At 62.5% G+C, this 23266-nt stretch carries 19 protein-coding genes; 10 read left to right on the forward strand and 9 right to left on the reverse strand.

The genetic code is table 11. The features are described 5' to 3' along the window. Positions 1 to 7 precede the first annotated feature (7 nt). From IEX16_RS18915 to IEX16_RS18930, 4 genes are all read left to right on the forward strand, one after another. Positions 8 to 1033 carry a TRAP transporter substrate-binding protein gene (locus IEX16_RS18915; protein WP_188710082.1) on the forward strand — a complete coding sequence of 342 codons (1026 nt, stop codon included), beginning with the start codon at positions 8 to 10 and terminating at the stop codon, positions 1031 to 1033. A 127-nt stretch (positions 1034 to 1160) separates the two neighbouring features. Then, the gene (locus tag IEX16_RS18920) at positions 1161 to 2549 is read left to right on the forward strand and encodes an FAD-binding oxidoreductase (protein WP_188710084.1); all 1389 of its coding nucleotides are present in this window, start codon (positions 1161 to 1163) and stop codon (positions 2547 to 2549) included. Between the two features lie 48 nt (positions 2550 to 2597). Then, positions 2598 to 3101 (forward strand): TRAP transporter small permease, encoded by a 504-nt coding sequence (locus IEX16_RS18925; protein WP_188710085.1) that lies wholly within the window; start codon positions 2598 to 2600, stop codon positions 3099 to 3101. A gap of 9 nt (positions 3102 to 3110) precedes the next feature. Further along, positions 3111 to 4391 (forward strand): TRAP transporter large permease subunit, encoded by a 1281-nt coding sequence (locus IEX16_RS18930; RefSeq protein WP_188710087.1) that lies wholly within the window; start codon positions 3111 to 3113, stop codon positions 4389 to 4391. Between the two features lie 33 nt (positions 4392 to 4424). Here the strand turns inward: IEX16_RS18930 and IEX16_RS18935 are convergent, their stop codons facing one another. After that, positions 4425 to 5405 (reverse strand): LysR family transcriptional regulator, encoded by a 981-nt coding sequence (locus IEX16_RS18935; protein ID WP_188710088.1) that lies wholly within the window; start codon positions 5403 to 5405, stop codon positions 4425 to 4427. Positions 5406 to 5521: 116 nt separating this feature from the next. Here IEX16_RS18935 and IEX16_RS18940 point away from each other — a divergent pair, with 116 nt between their 5' ends. Both IEX16_RS18940 and IEX16_RS18945 read left to right on the forward strand, forming a co-directional pair. Then, positions 5522 to 7039 (forward strand): CoA-acylating methylmalonate-semialdehyde dehydrogenase, encoded by a 1518-nt coding sequence (locus tag IEX16_RS18940; protein WP_188710089.1) that lies wholly within the window; start codon positions 5522 to 5524, stop codon positions 7037 to 7039. A gap of 143 nt (positions 7040 to 7182) precedes the next feature. Beyond that, the gene (locus IEX16_RS18945) at positions 7183 to 8931 is read left to right on the forward strand and encodes a GMC family oxidoreductase (protein ID WP_188710091.1); all 1749 of its coding nucleotides are present in this window, start codon (positions 7183 to 7185) and stop codon (positions 8929 to 8931) included. A 110-nt stretch (positions 8932 to 9041) separates the two neighbouring features. Here the strand turns inward: IEX16_RS18945 and IEX16_RS18950 are convergent, their stop codons facing one another. Together IEX16_RS18950 and IEX16_RS18955 are read right to left on the reverse strand one after the other, a co-directional pair. Then, complete coding sequence (locus tag IEX16_RS18950) at positions 9042 to 9770, reverse strand: hypothetical protein (RefSeq protein ID WP_188710093.1); 729 nt, start codon at positions 9768 to 9770, stop codon at positions 9042 to 9044. 216 nt (positions 9771 to 9986) lie between these two features. Next, positions 9987 to 10505, reverse strand: coding sequence for a retropepsin-like aspartic protease family protein (locus IEX16_RS18955; protein ID WP_188710095.1), 519 nt, complete (start codon positions 10503 to 10505; stop codon positions 9987 to 9989). A gap of 323 nt (positions 10506 to 10828) precedes the next feature. Here IEX16_RS18955 and IEX16_RS18960 point away from each other — a divergent pair, with 323 nt between their 5' ends. After that, positions 10829 to 13105 (forward strand): response regulator, encoded by a 2277-nt coding sequence (locus tag IEX16_RS18960; RefSeq protein ID WP_188710097.1) that lies wholly within the window; start codon positions 10829 to 10831, stop codon positions 13103 to 13105. A gap of 15 nt (positions 13106 to 13120) precedes the next feature. On the opposite strand, the gene IEX16_RS18965 is transcribed toward IEX16_RS18960, so the two are convergent. Next, positions 13121 to 13594 carry a hypothetical protein gene (locus IEX16_RS18965; RefSeq protein ID WP_188710153.1) on the reverse strand — a complete coding sequence of 158 codons (474 nt, stop codon included), beginning with the start codon at positions 13592 to 13594 and terminating at the stop codon, positions 13121 to 13123. Positions 13595 to 13608: 14 nt separating this feature from the next. Beyond that, a complete protein-coding gene (locus tag IEX16_RS18970) occupies positions 13609 to 15099 on the reverse strand; it encodes an ammonium transporter (protein ID WP_188710098.1) in 1491 nt (496 codons plus the stop codon). Positions 15100 to 15447: 348 nt separating this feature from the next. Here IEX16_RS18970 and IEX16_RS18975 point away from each other — a divergent pair, with 348 nt between their 5' ends. Next, positions 15448 to 16206, forward strand: coding sequence for a sulfite exporter TauE/SafE family protein (locus IEX16_RS18975; RefSeq protein ID WP_188710100.1), 759 nt, complete (start codon positions 15448 to 15450; stop codon positions 16204 to 16206). A 35-nt stretch (positions 16207 to 16241) separates the two neighbouring features. On the opposite strand, the gene mrdA is transcribed toward IEX16_RS18975, so the two are convergent. From mrdA to IEX16_RS18995, 4 genes are all read right to left on the reverse strand, one after another. Next, on the reverse strand, positions 16242 to 18308 hold the full coding sequence (gene mrdA / locus IEX16_RS18980; RefSeq protein WP_188710102.1) for a penicillin-binding protein 2: 2067 nt from the start codon (positions 18306 to 18308) through the stop codon (positions 16242 to 16244). Positions 18309 to 18540: 232 nt separating this feature from the next. After that, complete coding sequence (gene mreD / locus IEX16_RS18985; RefSeq protein ID WP_188710104.1) at positions 18541 to 19059, reverse strand: rod shape-determining protein MreD; 519 nt, start codon at positions 19057 to 19059, stop codon at positions 18541 to 18543. Further along, on the reverse strand, positions 19056 to 19976 hold the full coding sequence (mreC, locus tag IEX16_RS18990) for a rod shape-determining protein MreC (protein WP_188710107.1): 921 nt from the start codon (positions 19974 to 19976) through the stop codon (positions 19056 to 19058). The genes mreD and mreC overlap by 4 nt, the downstream gene beginning before the upstream one ends. A gap of 51 nt (positions 19977 to 20027) precedes the next feature. Beyond that, entirely contained in the window at positions 20028 to 21071 is a 1044-nt protein-coding gene (locus IEX16_RS18995; protein WP_188710109.1) for a rod shape-determining protein, read from the reverse strand. A gap of 253 nt (positions 21072 to 21324) precedes the next feature. Here IEX16_RS18995 and gatC point away from each other — a divergent pair, with 253 nt between their 5' ends. Both gatC and gatA read left to right on the forward strand, forming a co-directional pair. Further along, the gene (gene gatC / locus IEX16_RS19000) at positions 21325 to 21624 is read left to right on the forward strand and encodes an Asp-tRNA(Asn)/Glu-tRNA(Gln) amidotransferase subunit GatC (RefSeq protein ID WP_188710111.1); all 300 of its coding nucleotides are present in this window, start codon (positions 21325 to 21327) and stop codon (positions 21622 to 21624) included. Positions 21625 to 21736: 112 nt separating this feature from the next. Further along, the gene (gatA, locus tag IEX16_RS19005; RefSeq protein WP_188710113.1) at positions 21737 to 23263 is read left to right on the forward strand and encodes an Asp-tRNA(Asn)/Glu-tRNA(Gln) amidotransferase subunit GatA; all 1527 of its coding nucleotides are present in this window, start codon (positions 21737 to 21739) and stop codon (positions 23261 to 23263) included. Positions 23264 to 23266 lie beyond the last annotated feature (3 nt).

Here is a 23266-nt window from a genome sequence, read left to right on the forward strand (position 1 = left end):
GCACACCATGAAACTGAACCGATTTCTATCCATCACCGCCATCGGCGCTGCTGCCGCGCTGACTGCCCTTGCCCCCCTGGGCGCCGTGGCCCAGGACAAGGCGCGCACCACGCGTTTTGGCCACGGCATGGCCGACAACCACCCGGCCGGCCAGGCCGCGAAGATGTTTTCCGCCGAGATTGAAAAAGTGACTGGCGGACGCATCAAGACCAGCGTCATCGCCAATCAGGCCCTGGGGCCAGACCCGCAGATGCTGGGCGCACTGCAGGGCGGGGTGCAGGAGTTCTACACCGGCAGCGCCCTCGGCATGTTGGGGCAGGTCAAGGAACTCGGCTTTCAGGACGTCCCCTTCCTTTTCAACACCGAAGCCGAAGCGCACGCGGTGTTCGACGGGCCGGTCGGCAAGCACCTCAACGACAAACTCAGCGCCGTCGGCATCCATGTGCTCGGCTGGTGGGAAAACGGCTTTCGCCACATCACCAACTCCAAGCGGCCGGTCAACACGCTCGATGACCTGAAGGGCCTGAAGCTGCGCACGCAGCCCAACCCGCTGACACTGGACGCCTTCAAGGCGATTGGCGCCAATGCGTCGCCGCTGCCGTGGTCCGAGCTCTTCGTTGCGCTGGAAACCAGGGCCTTTGATGGCCAGGAAAACCCCATCGTGCTGATGTATACGCAGCGCTTTTATGAAGTGCAAAAGTACATGACCTTGTCTGGCCACGTTTACTCGCCACTGATTTTTGCGGTCTCGAAGAAGTACTGGGACAGCCTGTCGCCCGCCGACAAACAGCTGATGACCACCGCCGCCGCGAACGCTACCGCCTTCCAGCGCAAGACCACCGCAGCCGAAGCCGGCAGTGCCCTGCAGGGCATGAAGGACAAGGGCATGCAGGTTACGCAGTTTTCGGCCGCCGATCTGCAGGCCATTCGCACCCGGGTGCCACCAGCGATCGCACCGCATCTTGAAAAAATCGGCCCCGAGTTCATGACCCTGGTCCGCAGCGAAATCGCGCGGGTACGCGCCGGGAAATAAGCGAACGCCGCAGATGTGCGGGCCCGCCGCTTCTGGCAGCGGCCTGCACAGCCATATCGGAGCCCGCTGACTTTCTCTTCTTTTCTGGCCTGCACAACGCCGGCCTACCACGCCCCCCGATTCATCCATGTCATCCCATCCACCCCTGCCCCCCGAATTTCTTGCCAGCCTGACGGCGCTGCTCGGCGACCGCCTGTCCACCAGCGCCGCCGTGCGAGAGCACCACGGCCGGGACGAGTCCATCTTTCAGGCCATGCCGCCCGACGCCGTGGCCTTTGTACGGAACACCGCCGAAGTGGTCGCCACGGTCAAGATGTGCCAGCAATACCGCGTTCCCATCGTTCCCTATGGCGCGGGCTCATCGCTGGAGGGCCACACGCTCGCCGCGCGCGGCGGGTTGACGCTGAACCTGCAGCAGATGGATCAGGTGCTGACCATCCATGACCAGGACCAGACTGCCACCGTGCAACCGGGCGTGACACGCAAGGCGCTCAATGCAGCCCTGCGTGACACCGGCCTGTTTTTCCCGGTGGACCCTGGCGCCGACGCCAGCTTCGGAGGCATGTGCGCCACCCGCGCCTCGGGCACCAACGCCGTGCGCTACGGCACCATGCGCGAGAACGTCCTCAACCTCACGGTCGTCACCGCCGACGGTGAAGTCATCACAACCGGTCGCCGTGCCAAAAAATCCGCCGCAGGCTACGACCTGACCCGCTTGTTCGTCGGCTCCGAGGGCACGCTGGGCGTGGTGGTCGAAGCGACTGTCCGGACTTACCCGCTGCCTGAAAGCATCCTCGCCGCTGTGTGTGCGTTTCCCGACATCAATACGGCCGTGCAGGCGGTGGTCCAATCGATACAGCTGGGCGTGCCTCTTGCCCGCTGCGAGTTCGTCGATAGTGTCGCGATCCGCGCCATCAATGCCTACAGCAAAACCGGCCTGCCCGAGCAGCCCCACCTGTTTTTCGAATTCCACGGCAGCGCGTCCGGTGTGCGCGAGCAGGTCGAACTGGTGCAGGAGATCTGCAACGAGGGGGGCGGCGCGCAGTTCCAGTGGGCGCGCACCCCGGAAGAGCGCACCAAACTGTGGGAGGCCCGCCACAACACCTACTTCGCGGCGCTTCAGCTTCGCCCCGGCTGCCGGTCCGTCGTCACGGATGTCTGCGTGCCGATTTCGCAACTCGCCGAGTGCGTCAACGACACCGCCCGCGACCTGCAGCAGTCCGGCATGCTGGCGCCCATCGTCGGCCATGTGGGCGACGGCAACTTCCACGTTCAGATGTTGGTCGATGCAGCCAGCCACGCCGAGGTGGAAGCCGCAGAGCAACTCAACGCGCGCCTGGTCGCGCGCGCGCTGGCGATGGACGGCACCTGCACCGGCGAACACGGCGTGGGTCTGCACAAGCAAGGCTTTCTAATCGACGAGCTCGGCAGCGCCTCGGTCAACGTCATGCGGCAGATCAAACATGCGATGGACCCGCACAACATCATGAACCCCGGGAAAATCTTCGCGTTCTGACGCCGCAGGCCCGCCGGGCCGGACGGTTCTTCCTACCAGGACTCCTCAATGAAAAAACTTATTCACTGGTACTACAAAGCGCTTGAGCTGATCGTGGTGCTGGCCCTGGCCGCCATGTGCCTCATGGTGTTCGGCAATGTTGTGTTGCGGCACTTCTTCGACTCCGGCATCAACACCTCCGAGGAGTTGTCGCGTTTCATGTTTATCTGGCTCACCTTTCTCGGCGCCATCGTCGCGATGCGGGAAGGCGGTCACCTGGGCGTGGACATGGTGGTGCGCCGGCTGTCCGGCTGGGCGCAGTTTGCCGCGGTGCTGCTGGCGCAAGTCGTCGTGCTGGTTTGCTGCGCAGTGCTGCTGTGGGGGCTGATCCGGCAGCATTCGCTCAACGTCGCCAACACCGGCATGGTCACGGGCATCTCTCTGAGCGTGGTGTATTCGGTGGCTTACCTGTGCGCCGCCTCGATCGGTATCCTGACTCTGGCCAACATCGCGAAGCTCCTGCTGGGAAAGATCACGCCAGCCTCTCTCATTCCCACCACCGACAGCGACTGAGGTTCCCCCGTGATCGTCACCATTTTTGTTCTTTCGTTGCTGGCGGCCATGGCTATCGGCGTGCCCGTGGCCTTTTCGCTGATGGCCTGCAGCCTGGCCATGATGCTGTACATGGATTTTTTCGATGCGCAGATCATGGCGCAGAACATGCTGTCCGGCGCGGACAGCTTCCCACTGATGGCCATCCCTTTCTTCGTTCTGGCGGGTGAATTGATGAATGCCGGCGGTATCTCCCGGCGCATTGTCGATGTGGCGGGCGCGTGGGTCGGCCACTTCAAGGGTGGGCTCGGTTACGTGGCCATCTTCGCTTGCGTAGTGATGGCGTCTTTGTCGGGCTCGGCCATCGCCGACACGGCGGCCGTCGCCGCCCTGTTGATCCCGATGATGCGCAATGCGGGCTACAACCTGCCGCGTGCTTCCGGCCTGATCGCCGCAGGCGGCATCATCGCCCCGGTGATTCCGCCGTCCATCGGTTTCGTGATGCTGGGCGTGGTCGGCAACATCTCGATCACCAAGCTGTTTATCGCTGGCATCGTCCCGGGCTTGCTGATGGCGCTGGCGCTGGTGCTGACCTGGGCCTTCCAGGCCAAGCGCGACAACATGCCGCGCGGCGAGAAGCTTCCCGTGCGCAAGCGCTGGGAAGCCACCTTCGCGGGCGTCTGGGCGCTGCTGCTGCCGGTGCTCATCGTCGGCGGCTTGAAGAGCGGCTACTTCACGCCTACCGAGGCGGCCGTGGTCGCAGTGTTCTACGCCCTGTTCGTCGGCTTCGTGGTCTACCGCGAACTGCGTGTCTCCCAGTTGTATGGTCTGCTGCTGACCGCTGGCAAGACATCGGCCGTCGTGATGTTTCTGGTGGCGGCAGCGCAGGTGTCTGCCTGGCTCATCGCCGCCGCCAACATCCCGATGGCGGTGGCCGACATGCTGCAGCCCCTGGTAGACAGCCCGATGTTGCTGATGCTGGTCATCATGGGGTTGATCTTCCTAGTGGGCACGGCACTCGACTTCGCGCCCACCATCCTCATCATGGTTCCGGTGCTGATGCCGGTCGTGCGGATGGCCGGCATCGACCCGGTGTACTTCGGCGTGCTCTTCATCATGAACAATGCCATCGGCCTCATCACGCCGCCCGTGGGGACGGTGCTCAACGTCGTCTGCGGCGTAGCCAGACAGCGCATGGAGCCGGTGATCCGGGCGGTTGTGCCCTACTTGCTGGCGCAGATGACGGTGCTGCTGCTTTTAATCATCTTTCCACAGCTTGTGATGGTGCCCCTGCAGTTCCTGACGCGGTAGCCCATCGGGGCAGAAGCGTCAGGCGGACTCCCCTCAGCACCAGACGGCGTCAAGCGCCTGCCAGGCACTGGCCACCACCGGCGCCTGGCGCTGCGTGTGAAGGCTGACGAAGCCCAGCACACTTTGCAGACTGACCTGGTCGGCAATCACCAGGCCGGCGGACTGCGACTCGCGCATGGCAATCGAATCACGCACCAGGCTCAGGCCGACGCCGGACTTGACCAGGTCCAGCATGGATGCCTCCTGGTCCACCATCGCAACGCGCCGCGGCTCAACACACAGCGGTTCGAACACGCCGGCCAGCAGGCGGTGGTGGGCAGACGCCGGCGGTGTGGCGATCCACGGCAAGGCGGCCAGCGCCTTCCAGTCCTTGCCCAGCACCCGCGGCCCCCAGCCGGCCGGCGCCAGCACGCGGTAGGTGAAATGCATCAACTCCCGGAAGGCAAACTGCGGCGCCAGGTCCAGACGCTGGATTGCTCCCGAATCAATACCTACCTTCTCCCGTCCAGTCTGGGCTGTAGCCCGATTTGATTGAGAACTTGCGGGATGGGCCCGGGCTTGCGCCGGACCGCCGAGGTAAAAGCCCACGTCGAGCTCACCGCGGTCAATCTGCGCCAGCACGTCCCCGCTCATGAGCTGGCGCAACTCGGTCTCCACCTGCGGCGCGGTTTCCACCAGCACCTTCAGAAAAGCGCCGAGCCGGGTGAACTCGGGGTCCAGGATGGTACCTATGCGCAACTGGCCGCGCACCTGGGTGTGCAGGCCGGCGGCGGCGTTTTTGAAGTCGCCTTGGGCGGCCAGCACCTTTTCGGCCAGCGGCAGCAAGGCCGCGCCATCGCGCGTCAGGTTCATGCCCTGCGCGCTGCGGGTGAATAGTGTCAGCCCCGTGGCAGCTTGCAGGCCTTTAATCTGCAGGCTGACGGCGGGCTGCGTCAGGGCCAGCTTGTCGGCAGCACGCGAGAGATTGCCCTCCCGGGCCACGGCCGCAAAAATCCGGAGTGTCTGGATATCCATTATTAGTAATATTTATAACACTTCTGAGAAATTCAAAGTAGCGCGTCCCGGTCGAGTCCGGTAATCTAGACGCTTACCCATGGAGACTGACAATGAATGATATGAGCCGCCCAAATATGAGTCCCACTGTTCAGGCCATCGGCCACGCCATCAACGGACGCAACGCCGCCGGAAGTTCCGGCCGCGCGCAGGATGTCTTCAACCCCGCCACAGGCGCGATCACCGGCCGGGTGGCCCTGGCCAGCGCCTCGGAGGTCGATGCCGCCGTCGCTGCGGCGCAAGCCGCCTTCCCCGCCTGGGCCGACACCCCGCCGATACGCCGCGCCCGCGTGATGTTCAAGTTCCTCGAACTGCTCAACCAGAACAAAGACAAGCTGGCCCACCTGATCACCGCCGAACACGGCAAGGTCTTCACCGACGCCCAGGGCGAAGTCTCGCGCGGCATTGATATTGTGGAGTTTGCCTGCGGTATCCCGCAACTGCTCAAGGGCGACTTTACCGACCAGGTAAGCACGGGGATAGACAACTGGACCCTGCGCCAGCCGCTGGGCGTGGTGGCCGGCATCACGCCGTTCAACTTCCCGGTGATGGTGCCGATGTGGATGTTCCCGGTGGCGATTGCCGCCGGCAACTGCTTCATCTTGAAACCCAGCCCGACTGACCCCAGCGCCAGTCTGCTGATGGCCGAGCTCTTGAAACAAGCCGGGCTGCCCGACGGCGTGTTCAACGTGGTGCAGGGTGACAAGGAAGCGGTTGATGCGCTCTTGGTGCACCCGGACGTCAAAGCAGTCTCATTTGTAGGCTCGACCCCGATTGCCAACTACATCTACGAAACTGGCGCGCACCACGGCAAGCGGGTGCAGGCCTTGGGCGGCGCCAAGAACCACATGGTGGTGATGCCCGATGCGGACCTGGAACAGGCCGTTGATGCGTTGATTGGCGCCGGTTACGGCTCGGCCGGCGAGCGCTGCATGGCGATCTCGGTGGCGGTGCTGGTCGGTGATGTCGCGGACAAGCTGATTCCCCTGCTCGAAGCGCGTGCCAGGACATTGATCATCAAGGATGGTGTCAACCTGGATGCGGAGATGGGCCCGATCGTGACGGCGGCGGCACACCAGCGCATCACCGGTTACATCGACCAAGGTGTGAAAGAGGGCGCCAAGCTGCTGGTCGATGGCCGCGGCTTTACCGGCAAGGATGCGGGCGCCGGTTGCGAGAGTGGTTTCTGGATGGGTGGCACGCTGTTTGACCATGTGACGCCGGAGATGAAGATTTACAAGGAGGAGATCTTTGGCCCGGTGCTGGGCTGTGTGCGGGTGAAGGACCTCAAGGAAGCGGTGGACCTGATCAACGCGCATGAGTTTGGCAACGGGGTGAGCTGCTTCACGCGGGACGGCCATGTGGCGCGTGAGTTCAGCCGGCGCATTCAGGTGGGTATGGTGGGCATCAATGTGCCGATTCCGGTGCCCATGGCCTGGCACGGCTTTGGTGGCTGGAAGAAGAGCCTGTTCGGTGACATGCACGCCTACGGCGAGGAGGGTGTGCGTTTCTACACCAAGCAAAAGTCCATCATGCAGCGCTGGCCCGAGAGCATTGGCAAGGGGGCGGAGTTTGTGATGCCAGTGTCCAAGTAACCCCCCGAAGCGGCCTGCGGCCGCCTCCCCCCGAAGGGGGCGCCAGCTGCGGACCGGCAAAGCCGGATCCGCGCTGACTTGAAGCGCGCTGGAGCTGGACGGCGCGAACCGGATCACACAACAAGAACGACGAGACAAAACGCATGAACGAAAACATCTTTGACTACATCATCGTCGGCGGCGGAACCGCAGGCTGCTTGCTGGCCAACCGGCTCAGTGCCGATGCCAGCATACGCGTGCTGCTGATCGAGGCCGGGCGCAAGGACGACTACCACTGGATTCACATCCCGGTCGGCTATCTGCACTGCATCGGCAACCCGCGCACCGACTGGCTATACAACACCGAGCCCGACGCCGGCCTGAACGGGCGCAGCCTGCGTTACCCGCGCGGCAAGACGCTGGGCGGCTGTTCCAGCATCAATGGCATGATTTACATGCGCGGTCAGGCGCGCGACTACGACCAGTGGGCGCAATTGACCGGTGACGACGCCTGGAGTTGGGACGATGCCCTGCCTCACTTCATGCTGCATGAGGACCACTATAAGGGCGCCAGCGCCATGCACGGTGCACGCGGTACGGCACCGGCGTTAATGCAGGATCCGGGTGTGCCCTATCAGAAAACGCTGCGCCACCGCAAATCGGGCGGGGAATGGCGTGTCGACAAACAGCGGCTTCGCTGGGACCTGCTGGACGCTTTTTCTGCAGCTGCGCAGCAGGCGGGCATTCCTGCGACCGATGACTTCAACCGCGGCGACAACGAAGGTGTGGGCTACTTTGAGGTCAACCAGAAAAATGGCTGGCGCTGGAACACCGCCAAAGCCTTTCTGCGGCCCGCCTGCTTTGGCCGCCCAAATTTTGAAATGTGGACCAGCGCGCAAGTCAGCAAACTGGTGATTGAACGGCAGGACGACGGCAGCCAGCGCTGCACCGGCGTCCAGGTCTGGACCGGACAGGAAAACGTCCTGGCTTTTGCCACGCGCGACTCTGGCAAGGCGAAGGGCAAGCTGGGTGAGGTCATCCTGAGCGCGGGCAGCATAGGTTCACCGCAAATTTTGCAGCTCTCCGGCATCGGCCCCGCGGCGCTGCTGCAAAAATATGGCATCCCGGTCGTGACCGACCTGCCCGGAGTGGGCGCCAACCTGCAGGACCACCTGCAGATCCGCTCGGTCTACAAGGTCAACAAGCTGTCAGGCAGCAAGGTCAACAACTTCACGCTCAACACCCTGGGCAGCTCGCTCTGGGGCAAGGCCAAAATCGGGCTCGAATACGCCTTTAGGCAAACCGGCCCGATGAGCATGGCGCCATCGCAACTCGGCGCTTTCACACGCAGCTCACCCGACCAGCCCTACCCCAACATCGAGTACCACGTCCAGCCGCTGTCGCTGGATGCTTTTGGCGAGCCGCTACACAGCTTCAACGCCTTCACGGCCAGCGTCTGCAACCTGAACCCGACCAGCCGGGGCACGGTGCAGATCAAGAGTGCCCGGTTTGAAGACGCGCCGGCAATTGCGCCCAATTACCTGAGCACGCCCGAAGACCGGCAGGTCGCAGCCGACTCCCTGCGCGTCACGCGCCGCATTGTGAGCCAGAGCGCACTGGCCGGCTACCAGCCCGAAGAGTTCCGCCCAGGCGTGCAGTTTCAAAGTGATGACGACCTGGCGCGCTTGGCGGGCGACATTGCCACCACCATCTTTCACCCGGTGGGCACCACCAAAATGGGCAGGGCGGATGACTCGATGGCGGTGGTGGACGCGCACTTGCGGGTGCGTGGAATAACGGGCTTGCGCGTGGTCGATGCCGGCGTGATGCCGCTCATCACCAGCGGCAACACCAACTCACCCACTCTCATGATTGCGGAGAAGGCTGCGCAATGGATTCAGGGCGGCATTTGAGGCCACCGCTCGCTTGCCACCTATGTGTTCGTCCTGAGTCGTCCAGAACCCTTCGAAGGTGCAAAGAATGGGGTATGCGGCGCAGTAAATTCGCCAGGCCGGCGCTGATCTCAGTTGACTTCTGTATCGTCGAGCAGGGCCGCGATGGTTAGAACGTCTGCCTTCTGATTGCGGGCGCGAAGCTCGTCGGCGCACCCCATCCAGCGCTTGATCTGTGCGCCCCAGCCTCGCGCCTCTTCGTCAGTCATAGGTGTTTTGTCTTTGACAGCGGCCGCATAGGGCTCTGGCCCGCAATGCATCTGGGCCGCTTCCATAAACCCCATGCGGTAAGACAGTGCCACCAGCAGGTGCTGATCGGCGAGCCAGCGCTGGCTGATGACAAACATGTTGGCCGAAGCGGTGGCGTTCATCTTGTCCAGGATGGTCCGCGGCGTCCCGAGTGAGGCCATGTAATTTTCGACACCGCGCGCGATGCTGGCAAAGCGCTCAGACGTCGGGTCCATGGTTTGACCATTCACTTTTACGTTGATCCGGTGTACCCCCAGGCTGGCACTGCTGGGTACATGGCGACTGACGCCGCTCATCCACAAAATAAAACAGGCGCTGTAACAACGGGCACCAGGAACCACATGCGTTGCCGCGTAGTTTTTCTCAAGCAGGCGGGCGATCTTGACGGTCTCATCAAAATCGCCGCCAGGAGAATCTAAAAAAACAGATCGCGCAAAACGACCGTAGTTGTCGGAGTACCGGACAAACTGGATGATTTTGGCGTAATCGCCTTTCTGGATCGGCCCCTTGATCAGCACGCCCTGCTGGTGGGCGGAAATATCGGCGGCCACTGCGGGAGCAGGTGCATTGAAAAATAGCCACGCAAAAAGAACAAAAGCCGCTCGTAACATGGAAGTACTCCTGCTCGCAGGGAACAACTGAATGTCAGCGAATGTTATGAGCCTTGGGCAAGTTTGTCAGTCATGAATTACCGGTGCGGTGGTAACTTATTACCCTGCTCGGGCGCGCGATTTCCACACTTGCGGCCATTTTTCCCCTGGCTGCGACTATTTGGCACGCAAAATCATGGTGTCCCCGGACAGAACCAGTTCAAATTTGGACAAAAAACTCTGTCCCAGCAAGGCCACGTCGGCATTCGGGCCGACCAGCCCCACGCCGACGCGTGTGCCGGAAACACTGGCTGGCCCGACCGAGACGGTGAGTCCGGAAACAATTCGCCCCCGCAGCTCGCCATTGGCCGTCCGGAAGGTCGTGGGCTCGCCGGGCGCCAGGCCGGCGTCACGGGCGAACGCCTCGCTGACCACGACCAGCGAGGCGCCGGTGTCCACAAGAAAATTCACCGGTTTGCCCTGAATTTGGCCCTGCGCATAAAAATGGCCGTCGCGCGCTCGAGGAATCAACAACTCTCCCGTTGCGGAAACCAGCAGCGGCGGCGGTTTCAGCACCTGGGTCATCAAGGCATAAAGCACCGCCATGACCGCCAGCCAGAACAGCACAATTGCCAACGGGCCCCAGCCCAGGCCAGCGCCGGCCCGGCCCGCTTCTTTCGCACTGTTGTTGCCCATGACATATCCAGGTTGGCGGCAAATGCCGTTCCCGCGGCTGCGGGCTGGGAGCTCCAAACTCCTGGAGGCCATGATACGAGCCTGACAATGCAAAACGATGGCGGGGTCTTCCGCAAGGCACATAATTGCAGGCGAGCGCTGAATAAGTCCTTGCGGGAGAGCGGCAGCCGGATCGGGATGGGGTGCAAGGCGGATGTCGCAACCAATAGTTAACTATTGGCAAGAAATTCAACGCAGCAGACCGCCCGAGTCCGGATGGACGCGCGCCGCAGTGGACTTGTTCAGCGCTTCCCCAAACCTCGCGCTCAAGCCAAGGACTTTCGATGCCGCAAACCCGTCTCGCCCTTTTCATGCAAGCGCAGCGCGAGCTTTATCTGGCAAGCTTGCCGGCAAAGGTATCCGAGGTGGGCACGGCATTGCAGCAGTACCTGCATGCAGGTGACGATGCTGCAGGACTTTCGGCCCTGGCAACAGCGCACAAGCTGGCCGGTTCGGGGGGCACCTTCGGGTTTCCGGCGATCAGTGAAGCGGCCGCCGGCATCGAGACGCTTCTGGCTGCAGTCTCGGCCCGCCGCAGGCCTCCGGTAGCCGCTGAACGTCAGTTGTTGCAGGCCAGCGAGCAGGCCTTGTACGACGCCATGACCCAGGCCAGCGGCACTTCTGCAGCTCTTTCCTTGCCTGTGGCCCCGGCCCGGAGCTGGCCGGCGCCGCACCTTCGCGCCCAGGCAGGGGGCCAGATCTGCATTGTTGAAGCGGACTTGCAGGCGGCCGGCCGGCTGGTCGATCAGCTCCGTCACGCCGGATACGCCAGCCGCATCGTTGAACAGCCGGATCAGCTCCCGGTCCAAAACCGACCGGTTGCGATTTTGGCCAACACGGTTTTTACTGCCGACCCCCAACTGACGAGGTACACCCAGACCGTACCCGAAGGCGTTGACCCGGTCCCCCTGATTTTTATAGCGGGCAGCAACGATTTCGAGGCCCGCCTGGAAGCCGTGCGCGCCGACGCAGCCGGTTATTTTCCGCACCCACTCGATGTGCCGGCACTGCTTGGCCTGCTGGACCAGGTCACATCCGGGGAACCCGTCCGACCCTACCGTGTACTGATCGTGGACGACGACGATCTGCTGGCCGCCTTTTATGCCGGCGTGCTTGAGGCGGCCGGCATGGAAACCTGCATCGTCACTGACCCTAGCCAGGTGATGGCGCCCTTGATCGACTTCCAGCCCGACCTGATCACTTGCGACATCCACATGCCGCAATGCAGCGGGATCGAGCTGGCCGCGCTGATTCGCCAGCAGCAGGTCTTTGTGCGCATCCCGATTGTTTTCCTGTCGGCTGAAACCAGCCTGGACAAACAGGCGCAAGCGCTCCGGCAAGGGGGGGACGACTTCATCGTCAAGCCAGTGGAGCCGGCCGCGCTGGTCTCGGCCGCGCAAAGCCGCGCGCGCCGCTACCGCAGTTTGCTGGCGGCGGAAGACACCTTGCGCATCAGCGAAGAGCGTTTTCGCTTGGTGTTCGAGACCAGTCTTGACGGTTTCATCCAGGCGCTGGCGGACGGCACGGTGATTGCCGCCAATCCGTCCGCTTGCGCCATGTTCGGGATGAATGACGCCCGGATCAAGGCCACCGGCATCGCCGGTCTGGTGGATGCCGCTGATCCGCGTGTGGCGGAGATGCTCCAGCACAGAGGCCGGACTGGTGAGTTTCGCGGTGAGCTCAATTGCGTCCGCGGCGACGGCACACGTTTTCCAGTCGAGGTTTCCTCTTCACAACATGTCGGCAGCCATGGCGACGTCCAAGTCAGCGTGATCCTGCGCGACATCACCGAGCGCAAACTCGCCGAGCAGCAAATCATGCAGCTCAATGCTGAACTGGAAAGCCGGGTGGCGCAGCGCACCATCGAGCTCACCGCGGCCAACCAGGAGTTGCAAGCCTTCTCGCAGTCGCTTGCGCATGACTTGCGTCAGCCCTTCATCGCTGTGAACGGGCTGGCCGGCCTGCTGGAAAGAGAGATGGGCACCGCAGCCAGCGAGCGCGGCAAGCACTACCTCCAGCGCATCCGCGCCGGTGTCACCCAGATGAATGAGCGAACAGACAGCTTGCTGGCGTTGGCGCAATTGTCTCGCACCGACATCCGGCGCGGGCCGCTGGACCTGGCTGCCATGGCAGAAAAAGAGATTGAAAAGCTGCGGAAACAGGCACCTGACCGCCAGGTCCACACACGAGTGCATGCGCCCTTGCCCACATCTGCCGACGCCACATTGATGCGCCACCTCTTGAAAATCTTGCTGGGCAATGCCTGGAAATTCACCTCGCGGCAGGCCCATGCCGACATCTCGGTAGGCGCCGAAACCAGTTCGGACGGCGCGACAGTTTTTTTTGTCAAAGACAACGGCGCAGGCTTTGACATGGCCTATGCCGACAAGCTGTTTGGCGCTTTCCAGCGTCTGCACGCACCGGAGGATTTTCCGGGCGCGGGTATTGGTCTGGCGACGGCGCGCAGGATTGTCACCCGCCACGGCGGCGAAATCTGGGCGAAATCTGCGCCGCAAGAAGGTGCCTGTTTTTTCTTCACTCTTGGCAAGCAAGCCCGATAACAAGCCGGCGAGAAATCAGCGCAATCCTTTGACATAACGCGGCACGCCAGGGTCCCGGCGCTCACGCTGGCGATGGGTTTCACTGTCGCCGAAGATGGTGCCAAATGTCGATTCGATGAAACCGGATTCGGGGTACACCTCTTCCTCGGCATTGACCGAGCGCGCGCTTTGCTGGTCGACCACCGCAGGAACCGAAGAGGCCGCATGGTGCGCGACGGCGGTGCGTTCCTTGACCGCATCGGCCATCATCTTGACCAGCGGCACGCGGTGCTTGGCGTCGGGCGTTGCCATGATTTCTTCCAGTTTGTCGGCCCACACCCGGAGGTCAATGTGCCCATCCTCGACTGCTTTTTCACGCGAGAAGCGAATCATTTCGGCGGCGTACGCCGTATTGGTTGCCATCCATTCGGTATCCGTCACGCGCCCGGTCTTGCGGCGCAGCAACACATGCAGATGAGCGGCAATGGCAATTTTTTCGGTGGATGACATGGCTTCTCCTTCCATCACGCAATCCGCTCGGCATGCTGGGAGAGGTCCATGCCGTCCAATTCGGGGCCTTCACTGACGCGCAGGCTGAAAAACAGCGAGGTGATCCAGAGCACCACCGCCGTCATGAGCAAGCTGTAACAAAGTACGGCGCCGACCCCGATGGCCTGGATGAGGATGCTGCCTTCAACGCCTGAAATGGTCTTGCTGGCAAACACGCCGGTGAGCAGGGAGCCGACGATCCCGCCGACACCGTGCACACCGAAGACGTCAAGGGAGTCATCGGCGTTGAGCAACCGTTTCAGCCCGGTCGCGCCCCAGTAACAGGCCACGCCGGCAATCAGGCCGATGGCCAGTGCGGCACGTGGCGAGACAAATCCTGCGGCCGGCGTGATGGCGACCAGGCCGGCGACCAGGCCGGAGCACAAACCGAGCAGCGTAGGGCGGCCACGCACCATCCATTCGGCGAACATCCAGGACAGGGCACCAGCCGCTGCCGCGATGTGCGTTACCGCCATCGCCAGACCCGCACGACCGTCAGACGCCACTGCCGAGCCGGCGTTGAAGCCAAACCATCCGACCCACAACATGCCGGCGCCGGCCATGGTCAACCCCAGGTTGAAGGGAGTAAACGCTTCACGGCCGTAGCCGGCGCGCGGCCCGAGCACATAGGCACACACCAGGCCGGCAACGCCGGCGTTGATATGCACCACCGATCCACCGGCGAAATCGAGCGCGCCAAGCTGGGCCAGCCAGCCATTGGGCTCCCAGACCCAGTGCGCAATCGGCGCATACACCGCCATCGTCCACAGGCTGATGAAACACAGCATCGCGGAAAACCGCATGCGCTCGACGAAGGCGCCCACCACCAGCGCTGCCGTGATGATGGCAAAGGTGAGTTGAAACATCGAATACACCGATTCGGGAATGTTCGGGGCGATATGGCTGACCGCCACTTTCTGCGTGTCCTTGGCGTAGTCCAGCCCGGCGAACCAGAGTCGCTCTGTGCCGCCTATGAAATGGCCCAGGGTGCCGCTGCCCGGCGTAAAGGCCAGCGAATACCCAACGGCAAACCAGAGCAGACTGACCACCGCGCAGATGGCCACCACGCTGGCCATGGTGTTCAGCACATTTTTCTTGCGCACCATGCCACCGTAAAAAAGCGCAATGCCGGGAAGTGTCATCAAGAGCACGAGCGCCGTGGAAGTCATCATCCAGGCTGTGTCCGCACCGTTGATGGTGTCGGCCGCCACGATGGCGGGACGGGTGAGAGGCGCCGGGGCCGGCACAGCGGACGCAGGTGCTGCCACCGGCGCGGCGGGAGCCGCTGGCAGTGGGACGGCGACGGGAGCAACCGCAACGTCAGGTGCCGATGCCTGGCTCGTCACACCGGTGGCGGCCGGAGCGGACGCCCCAGGTGTCGTTGCCGGGGCTTGGGCGCCCGCCTGAAAGACCGTCGATGCCAGCCAAAAACACAAACCCAGCCTGACGACACGCGTGTAATCCATAGTGATTCCCGTTTTTGTGCAAAATTTTCAAACAACTAATAACAGGCATAAGTCATGCCAGTGGCCGCGGGCAGGCAATGCACCCGCCAGAAATTCAGCGAAGCAGGGAAAGTCCCGATGCACTGACTGAGTGCGCCGCCTACATTGGTTGACCTGCAGACGAGCCTCCGTGCTCGCAAAGGGGCCGAGGAGACAAACAAATCAACCAGAACTGAATCGGCATCCTTCGGGATGTTTTTTACAAAGCGTCGGGCTTTCCTGGCGCTTTTTTTTTGCCTCTAGGTACCGAATCAGTGCATGCACCCGGGCGCATCCGCATGTGATGCAGGCACGATGAGACAATCCAGCATGGATTTGTTGATCGTGACGATGGCCTCGCTGCTGGCGGGTTTTGTGGACGCCATCGTCGGTGGCGGTGGCCTGATTCTGGTGCCTGCCCTGTTTGCGGTCTTTCCCACCACCCATCCGGCCACGCTGTTTGGCGTGAACAAGGGAGCCTCGGTTTGGGGCACAGCGGTCGCCACCGCCCAATATGCCCGCCGTGTGAACATGCGCTGGTCGGCCCTGCTGCCGGCGGCAGCGGCGGGTTTTGCCGGCTCGCTGGCCGGCGCCTGGCTGGTGACCGTTATCTCGCCGGGTTTTTTGCGCAAGGCGCTACCGTTTGTGCTGCTGGCGGTGCTGCTGTACACCCTGATCAAAAAGGAACTGGGCCGCCACCATACACCGCGTTTCAGCGGCCATGCCGAGACAGCTGCGGCCTGCTGTATTGGGCTGGTGCTGGGGTTTTACGATGGATTTTTTGGCCCCGGCACCGGTAGCTTTTTTGTCTTTTTGTTTGTGCGCTGGCTGGGCTATGACTTTTTGAATGCCTCAGCATCGGCCAAGCTGCTCAACACGTCCACCAACCTGGCAGCCCTGCTGCTGTTCGCATGGAAAGGCCATGTCTGGTGGCATTTCGCGCTGACCATGGCAGCAGCCAATGTCATCGGCAGCGTACTGGGCACCCGCATGGCGCTTAAACACGGCGCCGGTTTTGTGCGCATTGTGTTTATCGGGGTGGTCAGCACCTTGATCCTGAAAACCGGGTATGACGCTTTTATGAAGTAGCGCCAAAGTTCACCGGCCTGCCGACAGGCGCTACCCTAGTCAGGATAGACGTCAAGTGCAGGCACGGTGGGCGCCAGTTTGTTCAGGGCCTCGGCAATCGCGGCCGCCTTGGCCGCGTTGGCAGCGGCCGATGCCGCGCCACGTCCGCCCCCGGCGGCGCTGGCTGTGAGCAGGTCCGCCACTTCGGCGAGAGTACGCGGCTTGCCAATCGGGGCACCGGCCAGGCCTTTTTGCACGGCGGCCAGATCGACCTCACTGGGGTATTGGCCCAGCAACACATAGTCGAAAACGCGCCGGGCAATCGGCGCCGCGTGGGCCGCGCCAAAGCCGGCGTTTTCCACCACCACGGCCAGCGCAATCTTGGGTTTGTCCGCTGGTGCAAACGCCATGTACAGGGCGTGGTCGCGTTGATGTTCCTCCAGCTTGCGGGCGTCGTATTTGTCTTTCTGGCCGACCGTCTTGGCCTGCGCCGTGCCGGTTTTTCCGCCGCTGAGATAGGCCGCCCCCGCGAACACACGCGCCGACGTGCCGTCCTGCGTAACGCTGACCAGCGCCTTGCGAACAACGGCGATGTTGTCAAGCTTGTAGCCGAGGTTTTCACCGACGCTCGGCGCCACCGGCTGGTTGGCGCGTGTCACCGCATCCTGGGTGGCAATCACCAGCCGCGGCTTGTGCTTGACGCCATTGTTGGCCAGGATGGCAGTTGCCTGGGCCAACTGAAGCATGGTGAAGCTGTTGTAACCCTGCCCGATGCCCAGGGAAATGGTTTCACCGGCGTACCATTTTTTCTGCTCTGGTTTTTTGTAATAGTCGCGCTTCCAGGCTTGGCTGGGCAATACACCGCTCACTTCACCCAGGATGTCTAGGCCAGTGATCTGCCCGAACCCCATGGGTTTCATGAAATCGTGCATCGCATCCACGCCCAGATCGTTGGCCAGCGCGTAGTAGTAGACATTGCTGGACTTGACGATGCTCTGGTGCATGTCCACCGGACCGAGCCCGGCGCCATGGCTGCGGAACTGGTGGCCACCGAACATCCAGGAGCCGGTGTCGTTGGTGATGCTGCCGGGTTGGCGTTTGCCGGACTCGAGTGCCGCCATGGCCATAAAGGGCTTGTAGGTGGAGCCCGGCGGGTAAGTGCCGCGCAAGGCCCGGTTCAACAGCGGCTTGTCGATGGACTCGTTGAGGGCCTGCCAGCTTTCGCTGTCGATACCGTCAACAAACAGGTTGGGGTCGAAGGTTGGTTTGCTGACAAAGGCCAGCACTTCGCCGGTGCTCGGGTCCAGCGCCACCAGCGCGCCGCGCCGCTCGCCGAACAGATCTTCCACCAGTTTCTGCAGTTTGATGTCGATCGACAGCATGACCGTGTCGCCCGGTGTGGCCGAACTGCTGGCCAGCTTGCGCACCGCCCGGCCACCGGCTGAGGTTTCCACTTGCTCGACGCCGGTGTGGCCATGCAGTTGCTGCTCAAAGCTCTGCTCCACGCCGAGTTTTCCGATGTAGTCGGTACCGCGGTAATTGCCTTCTTCGTCGTTTTCCTCAATGCGCGCCTTTTCCGCCGGGTTGATGCGGCCGATGTAGCCCACCACATGGCTGGCCAGCTCACCATAAGGGTAGCTGCGAAACAGCCGCGCCTTGATGTCCACGCCGGGAAACCGGAAACGCTGGGCCGCGAAACGCGCCACTTCCTCGTCGCTCAGTCGGGTGCGGATCGGCAAGGACTCGAAATTTTTGGATTCATCACGCAGTTTTTTGAAACGTCGCTTGTCGCGCGGCGTGATCTCCACCAGACGCCCCAGCGCTTCGATGGTGTCGTCAAGGTCGCTGACCTTGGAGGGCGTGATTTCCAGCGTGTAGGCGGAGTAATTGGTTGCCAGCACCACCCCATTGCGGTCCAGAATCAGGCCACGATTGGGCACGATGGGAACCACTGCAGTACGGTTGCTCTCGGCCTGCGCGTTGAGGTCGTCGTGACGAACCACCTGCAAATAGACCAGACGGGCGGCGACCAGCGAAAAAGCCAAAAGGATGATCAGGCCCACCACCAACACCCGCGCGCGAAAGCGCGACAGGTCGGCTTCAACATCCCGGAGTTCAGTCATGGAAATTGCCCCCACGGTTGCGCACTGCGTGTCGCGCCCTGCCCCCCGAGGGGGCCGCTGCGCCTGCGGCCTGGCAAAGCCAGTTCCGCGGCCCCTGCTTGCATAACAGCGAGAGCGAACGTCGTTCGATCTTGGAGCGCAAAATCACCGAAAGGTTCGGTGGGTATTCAAGCCAGTCGGGGCGCAGTGCATTACACGCAGCCCACGGCGAATTGAAAAGCGTGAGGGCCATCTAGAGTGGCCGGTTTTCGTCGGGATTGGGCGCCCGGCGCTGCGGTGCCAGCAACATCACGCTGACCACCGGCCACAGCAGCGACTCGGCCAGCGGAGCCAGCAGCAGTGTCCAGCCCGGAAAAATACCGCCGCTGCTCATGCGGATGATGATCTCGACCCCGTGCGCCACGGCAAACATCGGCAGCACCTGCAGGGCCTGCGAAGGCACCGTGAACCACAGCAGACGGCGGTGAATCATGGTGGCGAAAAAACTCAGTGCGGTATAGGCCAGCGCATGCTGCCCCAGCAGGGCCGACTGGTGCACGTCCATGCCCAGCCCAAACATGAAGGCCAGGCCGATGCCCACGCGCTGCGGCTGGTGCACGTTCCAGAACACCAGAACCAACGCCAGAAAATCGGGCATCCAGGGCACACGTCCGAGCGGCAACATGTCCAGCAGCAAGGCGATGATCAGGCTGGTCCAAATGAAAACGGGGTTGGCCGGCAGCAACAGTTGCTGGCCCGACGGCATGATCATTTTCTGGCCCCTTTCTTGACCGGGCCCGGCGCGGCTTCGTCAACCGGTCGCAGCGGAATCTGGCCCGACACCGGCTCAATCACCATGACATGCACGGCCGCGCCGACTTGGGCTTGGGGCGTGCAGTAAATGCGGGCAAAAGCCGATTCGGCACGGCGTTCAATTTTTTCGATTTTGGCCACTGGCAACCCTGGTGGGTAGACCCCGTCCACGCCGCTGGTCGTCAGCAAATCGCCCTGCTGCACATCCGAGTTGCTGCCCATGAACCGCAGCTCCAGCCCACCGCCCGAAGCGGAGGGCTCGCCATACGCCACGCTTCGCGCACCGGTACGTGTGTTGAGCACCGGAATGGCCAGCTCGCGGTCAATCACCAAAGTCACTTCGCTGACCAGGGGATGCACGCGGGTGACCTGGCCAAGTACGCCAGACTCGTCCACCACCGGCGAGCCAAGTGCAACGCCGTGGGCCAACCCCTTGTCGATGATGATCTTGCGGGTGTAGGGATCGGGCGCGTCGTACAACACCTCAGCGGCCAGGCCGTTGATGGCTTTTTGCTCGCGCAGATCGAGCAGCTTGCGCAGGCGCGTGTTCTCAAGCGCCAATTGCTCGACCTGGCCGGCCCGAAGCGACTGCAGCGCGAGTTTTCTGCGCGCTTCTTCCTCGCTGGTTTTGGCCTGGCTCAAAGCGGTGAAATAACCGCCGCCGTGTTGCACGGCGCGCACCGGCTGCAGCGCCAGCCATTGCACCGGGTAAAGCGCAGTGGCCAAGGCGGCACGAATCGGCTGGGTCACCCGGAAGCGCATGTCCGCGACCATCAGGAACAGGGCCAGCGCACTGAAAAACATCAGCTTGGACAAGGCCGACGGCCCTTGCTTGAAAAAGGGCGGCGGGGTTCTGTCGAGGGTTCCTAAGGGCATGGTCTGCGGTCAATCATGCGCCCATCCGGCTGCATCAAGGAGGATGCTTTTTTATTCCGAAGTAAAGATGGAACCCATGCGATCCATTCGCTCCAGCGCAATGCCGCAGCCGCGCACCACGCAAGTCAGCGGGTCTTCGGCCACCAGCACCGGCAAACCGGTTTCTTCAGCCAGCAGGCGGTCCAGGTCGCGCAGCAACGCGCCGCCACCGGTCAGCATCATGCCGCGGTCGGCGATGTCGGCGCCGAGTTCGGGCGGCGTGTGTTCGAGTGCGGTTTTCACGGCGCTGACAATGTTGTTGAGCGGGTCGGTCAGGGCTTCGAGAATCTCGTTGCTGGAGATCGTGAAGCTGCGCGGCACGCCTTCGGACAGGTTGCGGCCCTTGACTTCCATCTCCTTGACCTCGGAGCCAGGGAAGGCCGATCCGATGTTTTTCTTGATGGCTTCGGCCGTTGGCTCGCCGATCAACATGCCGTAGTTGCGGCGGATATAGCTGATGATGGCCTCGTCGAAACGGTCGCCGCCAACCCGCACGCTGCCCTTGTAGACCATGCCGCCCAACGAGATCACGCCGACCTCGGTGGTGCCGCCGCCGATGTCGACCACCATCGAGCCGGAAGCTTCCGACACTGGCAGACCGGCGCCTATGGCTGCGGCCATCGGTTCTTCAATCAGGTAAACGTCGCTGGCGCCGGCGCCCAAGGCGCTTTCGCGGATCGCGCGGCGCTCGACCTGGGTCGAACCGCAAGGCACGCAGATGATGATGCGCGGGCTGGGCTTGAAGAAGCTGCGCGGATGCACCATCTTGATGAACTGCTTGAGCATCTGCTCGGTCACGGTGAAGTCGGCGATCACGCCGTCCTTCATCGGGCGGATGGCCTCAATGTTGCCGGGAACCTTGCCCAGCATGGCCTTGGCTTCGTGACCGACAGCCTGGATGGTCTTTTTGCCCTGCGGGCCGCCTTCGTGGCGGATGGCAACGACGGAGGGCTCGTCCAGCACAATGCCGCGGTCGCGCACATAAATCAGGGTGTTGGCGGTACCCAGGTCAATCGCCAAGTCGGTGGAAAAGTACCGACGGAAAGTTTCAAACATGTTGGGGGTCCGGTTCTGGTTGTGGGCATGGGGCAAACTTCGTTGCCCTATCGCCTTTTATGATTAATCAATAAGCGCGCGAAATTGGAAGGACGAAACGGTCTAACACCTTGATAAATAACGCCTAAAGCGTGCATCCAACCCTGATTGCACACCAAAGGCGGGATAATAACGCATCCCCTGAGAGTCATTGGCTGGCACACGGCCGATTATTTCACCTTTACACCCGGTTTCAGCTGCAGTTGTACCCCTCATGGCATTGACATCCCAAGACATAGAACGCGTCGCCAACCTGGCGAGGCTTGAATTGCGACCCGACGAGACAGACCGCGTGCTCGGCCAGCTCAATGGCTTTTTTGCACTGGTGGCGCAAATGGACGCCGTCAACACCGACGGCGTAGAGCCGCTGGCCCACCCGGCGGCGGTGCTGGGCCAGGTCGCGCTGCGCCTGCGGGACGACATCGTCAGTGAGCCGAACCAGCGCGATGCAAGCCAGAAAAGCGCGCCAGCCGTCGAGCGTGGTCTGTTTCTTGTCCCGAAGGTGATTGAATGAGCGCACTTGGCGAGGGGCCCGGCTTGGCGGGGATCGACACAGCGCGAATTCGATCCGCTGCCGACACCATCAACCTATCTCGCATGCACGCTGTCCGGGAGGCAGCTGAACGATGAGCACCGACCTGCACGACCTCGGCGTCGCCGAACTCGCGGCCAAACTCGCCGCCCGGCATGTCTCCAGCGTCGAAGTGACGCAGCACTTTCTGGCCCGCATTGAACAAAACGCCAGCCTGGGCGCTTTTCTCGCCACCGACAGTGCAGTCTCACTGGCGCAGGCCAGGGTAGCCGATGCGCGTCTGGCCGCCGGCGAGCGCACGCCGCTGCTCGGTGTGCCGCTGGCGCACAAGGACATCTTTGTCACGCGCGACTTCCCAACCACCGCCGGCTCAAAAATGCTGGAGAACTACCGCAGCCCGTTCGACGCCACTGTCGTTGGCAAGCTGGGGCAAGGTGTGCCAGGCCAAGGCCCGGGTGCCGGCATGGTCACGCTCGGCAAGCTCAACTGCGACGAGTTCGCCATGGGCTCGGGCAACGAAAACAGCGCCTACAAACCGGTGATGAACCCCTGGGATCACACGCGGATTCCCGGTGGCTCGTCGGGCGGCTCCGCCGCTGCCGTTGCGGCGCGGCTGGTACCAGCGGCGACCGGCACCGACACCGGCGGCTCCATCCGCCAGCCGGCCTCGCTGACCGGGATCACCGGTATCAAGCCGACCTATGGCCGCTGCTCGCGTTACGGCATGGTGGCGTTTGCCTCAAGCCTGGACCAGGCCGGCCCGATGGCGCGCTCTGCACTCGATTGCGCTCTGCTGCTTTCAAGCATGGCAGGCCCGGACCTGGACCGCGACTCGACCTCGCTGGACCTGCCGGTCGCCGATTACGCTACCGATTTGATAGCTGCCGGCGCAGTTGGGGCGGGGGCTACAGCCCCAAAAAGCTTAGAAGGTTTGCGGATTGGTCTGCCCAGCCAGTTTTTCGGCGCCGGCTGCTCGGCCGACGTGCTCCAGGCCGTGCGTGCGGCACTGGCCGAGTTTGAGAAGTTGGGCGCGACGCTGGTTGATGTCGATCTGCCACTGACCGAGCTGTCGATCCCGGTGTATTACGTGATCGCACCGGCCGAGGCCAGCAGCAACCTGAGCCGCTTCGACGGTGTGCGTTACGGTCACCGTGCCGCTAGCTACGGCGACCTGACCGACATGTACAAGAAGTCGCGCAGCGAAGGTTTCGGCGACGAGGTCACGCGCCGCATCATGATCGGCACCTATGTCTTGTCACATGGTTATTACGATGCGTATTACCTGAAGGCGCAAAAAATCCGCCGCTTGATCGCGCAGGATTTTCAGACCGCTTTCACGCAGTGCGACATCATTGCCGGACCGGTGTCGCCCACCGTCGCCTGGAAGATCGGCGAGAACGCCAGCGACCCGGTGGCCAGCTACCTGGCCGATATTTACACCCTGTCGTCGAGTCTCGCGGGCCTGCCTGGCATGAGTGTGCCGGCCGGTTTCGGCGCGCACAACATGCCGGTTGGCCTGCAACTGATAGGCAACTATTTCAAGGAAGCGCAGTTGCTGGGTGCGGCACACCAGTTCCAGCTCGCGACCGACTGGCACCTGCGCCAGCCCCCAGGCCTTTGAGTG

This window comes from Polaromonas eurypsychrophila (assembly GCF_014641715.1).
GTDB lineage: Bacteria > Pseudomonadota > Gammaproteobacteria > Burkholderiales > Burkholderiaceae_C > Polaromonas > Polaromonas eurypsychrophila.

What these genes read in the sequence shown, in the direction of transcription:
- IEX16_RS18940 (WP_188710089.1), top strand. Translation starts at nt 5,522, where the DNA reads ATGAGTCCCACTGTTCAGGCCATCGGCCACGCCATCAACGGACGCAAC.
- mrdA (WP_188710102.1), bottom strand. Translation starts at nt 18,308, where the DNA reads ATGACTGAACTCCGGGATGTTGAAGCCGACCTGTCGCGCTTTCGCGCG.
- IEX16_RS18965 (WP_188710153.1), bottom strand. Translation starts at nt 13,594, where the DNA reads ATGTCATCCACCGAAAAAATTGCCATTGCCGCTCATCTGCATGTGTTG.
- IEX16_RS18920 (WP_188710084.1), top strand. Translation starts at nt 1,161, where the DNA reads ATGTCATCCCATCCACCCCTGCCCCCCGAATTTCTTGCCAGCCTGACG.
- IEX16_RS18955 (WP_188710095.1), bottom strand. Translation starts at nt 10,505, where the DNA reads ATGGGCAACAACAGTGCGAAAGAAGCGGGCCGGGCCGGCGCTGGCCTG.
- IEX16_RS18970 (WP_188710098.1), bottom strand. Translation starts at nt 15,099, where the DNA reads ATGGATTACACGCGTGTCGTCAGGCTGGGTTTGTGTTTTTGGCTGGCA.
- IEX16_RS18925 (WP_188710085.1), top strand. Translation starts at nt 2,598, where the DNA reads ATGAAAAAACTTATTCACTGGTACTACAAAGCGCTTGAGCTGATCGTG.
- gatC (WP_188710111.1), top strand. Translation starts at nt 21,325, where the DNA reads ATGGCATTGACATCCCAAGACATAGAACGCGTCGCCAACCTGGCGAGG.
- IEX16_RS18935 (WP_188710088.1), bottom strand. Translation starts at nt 5,405, where the DNA reads ATGGATATCCAGACACTCCGGATTTTTGCGGCCGTGGCCCGGGAGGGC.
- IEX16_RS18945 (WP_188710091.1), top strand. Translation starts at nt 7,183, where the DNA reads ATGAACGAAAACATCTTTGACTACATCATCGTCGGCGGCGGAACCGCA.
- IEX16_RS18960 (WP_188710097.1), top strand. Translation starts at nt 10,829, where the DNA reads ATGCCGCAAACCCGTCTCGCCCTTTTCATGCAAGCGCAGCGCGAGCTT.
- IEX16_RS18915 (WP_188710082.1), top strand. Translation starts at nt 8, where the DNA reads ATGAAACTGAACCGATTTCTATCCATCACCGCCATCGGCGCTGCTGCC.
- IEX16_RS18995 (WP_188710109.1), bottom strand. Translation starts at nt 21,071, where the DNA reads ATGTTTGAAACTTTCCGTCGGTACTTTTCCACCGACTTGGCGATTGAC.
- mreD (WP_188710104.1), bottom strand. Translation starts at nt 19,059, where the DNA reads ATGATCATGCCGTCGGGCCAGCAACTGTTGCTGCCGGCCAACCCCGTT.
- mreC (WP_188710107.1), bottom strand. Translation starts at nt 19,976, where the DNA reads ATGCCCTTAGGAACCCTCGACAGAACCCCGCCGCCCTTTTTCAAGCAA.
- IEX16_RS18975 (WP_188710100.1), top strand. Translation starts at nt 15,448, where the DNA reads ATGGATTTGTTGATCGTGACGATGGCCTCGCTGCTGGCGGGTTTTGTG.
- gatA (WP_188710113.1), top strand. Translation starts at nt 21,737, where the DNA reads ATGAGCACCGACCTGCACGACCTCGGCGTCGCCGAACTCGCGGCCAAA.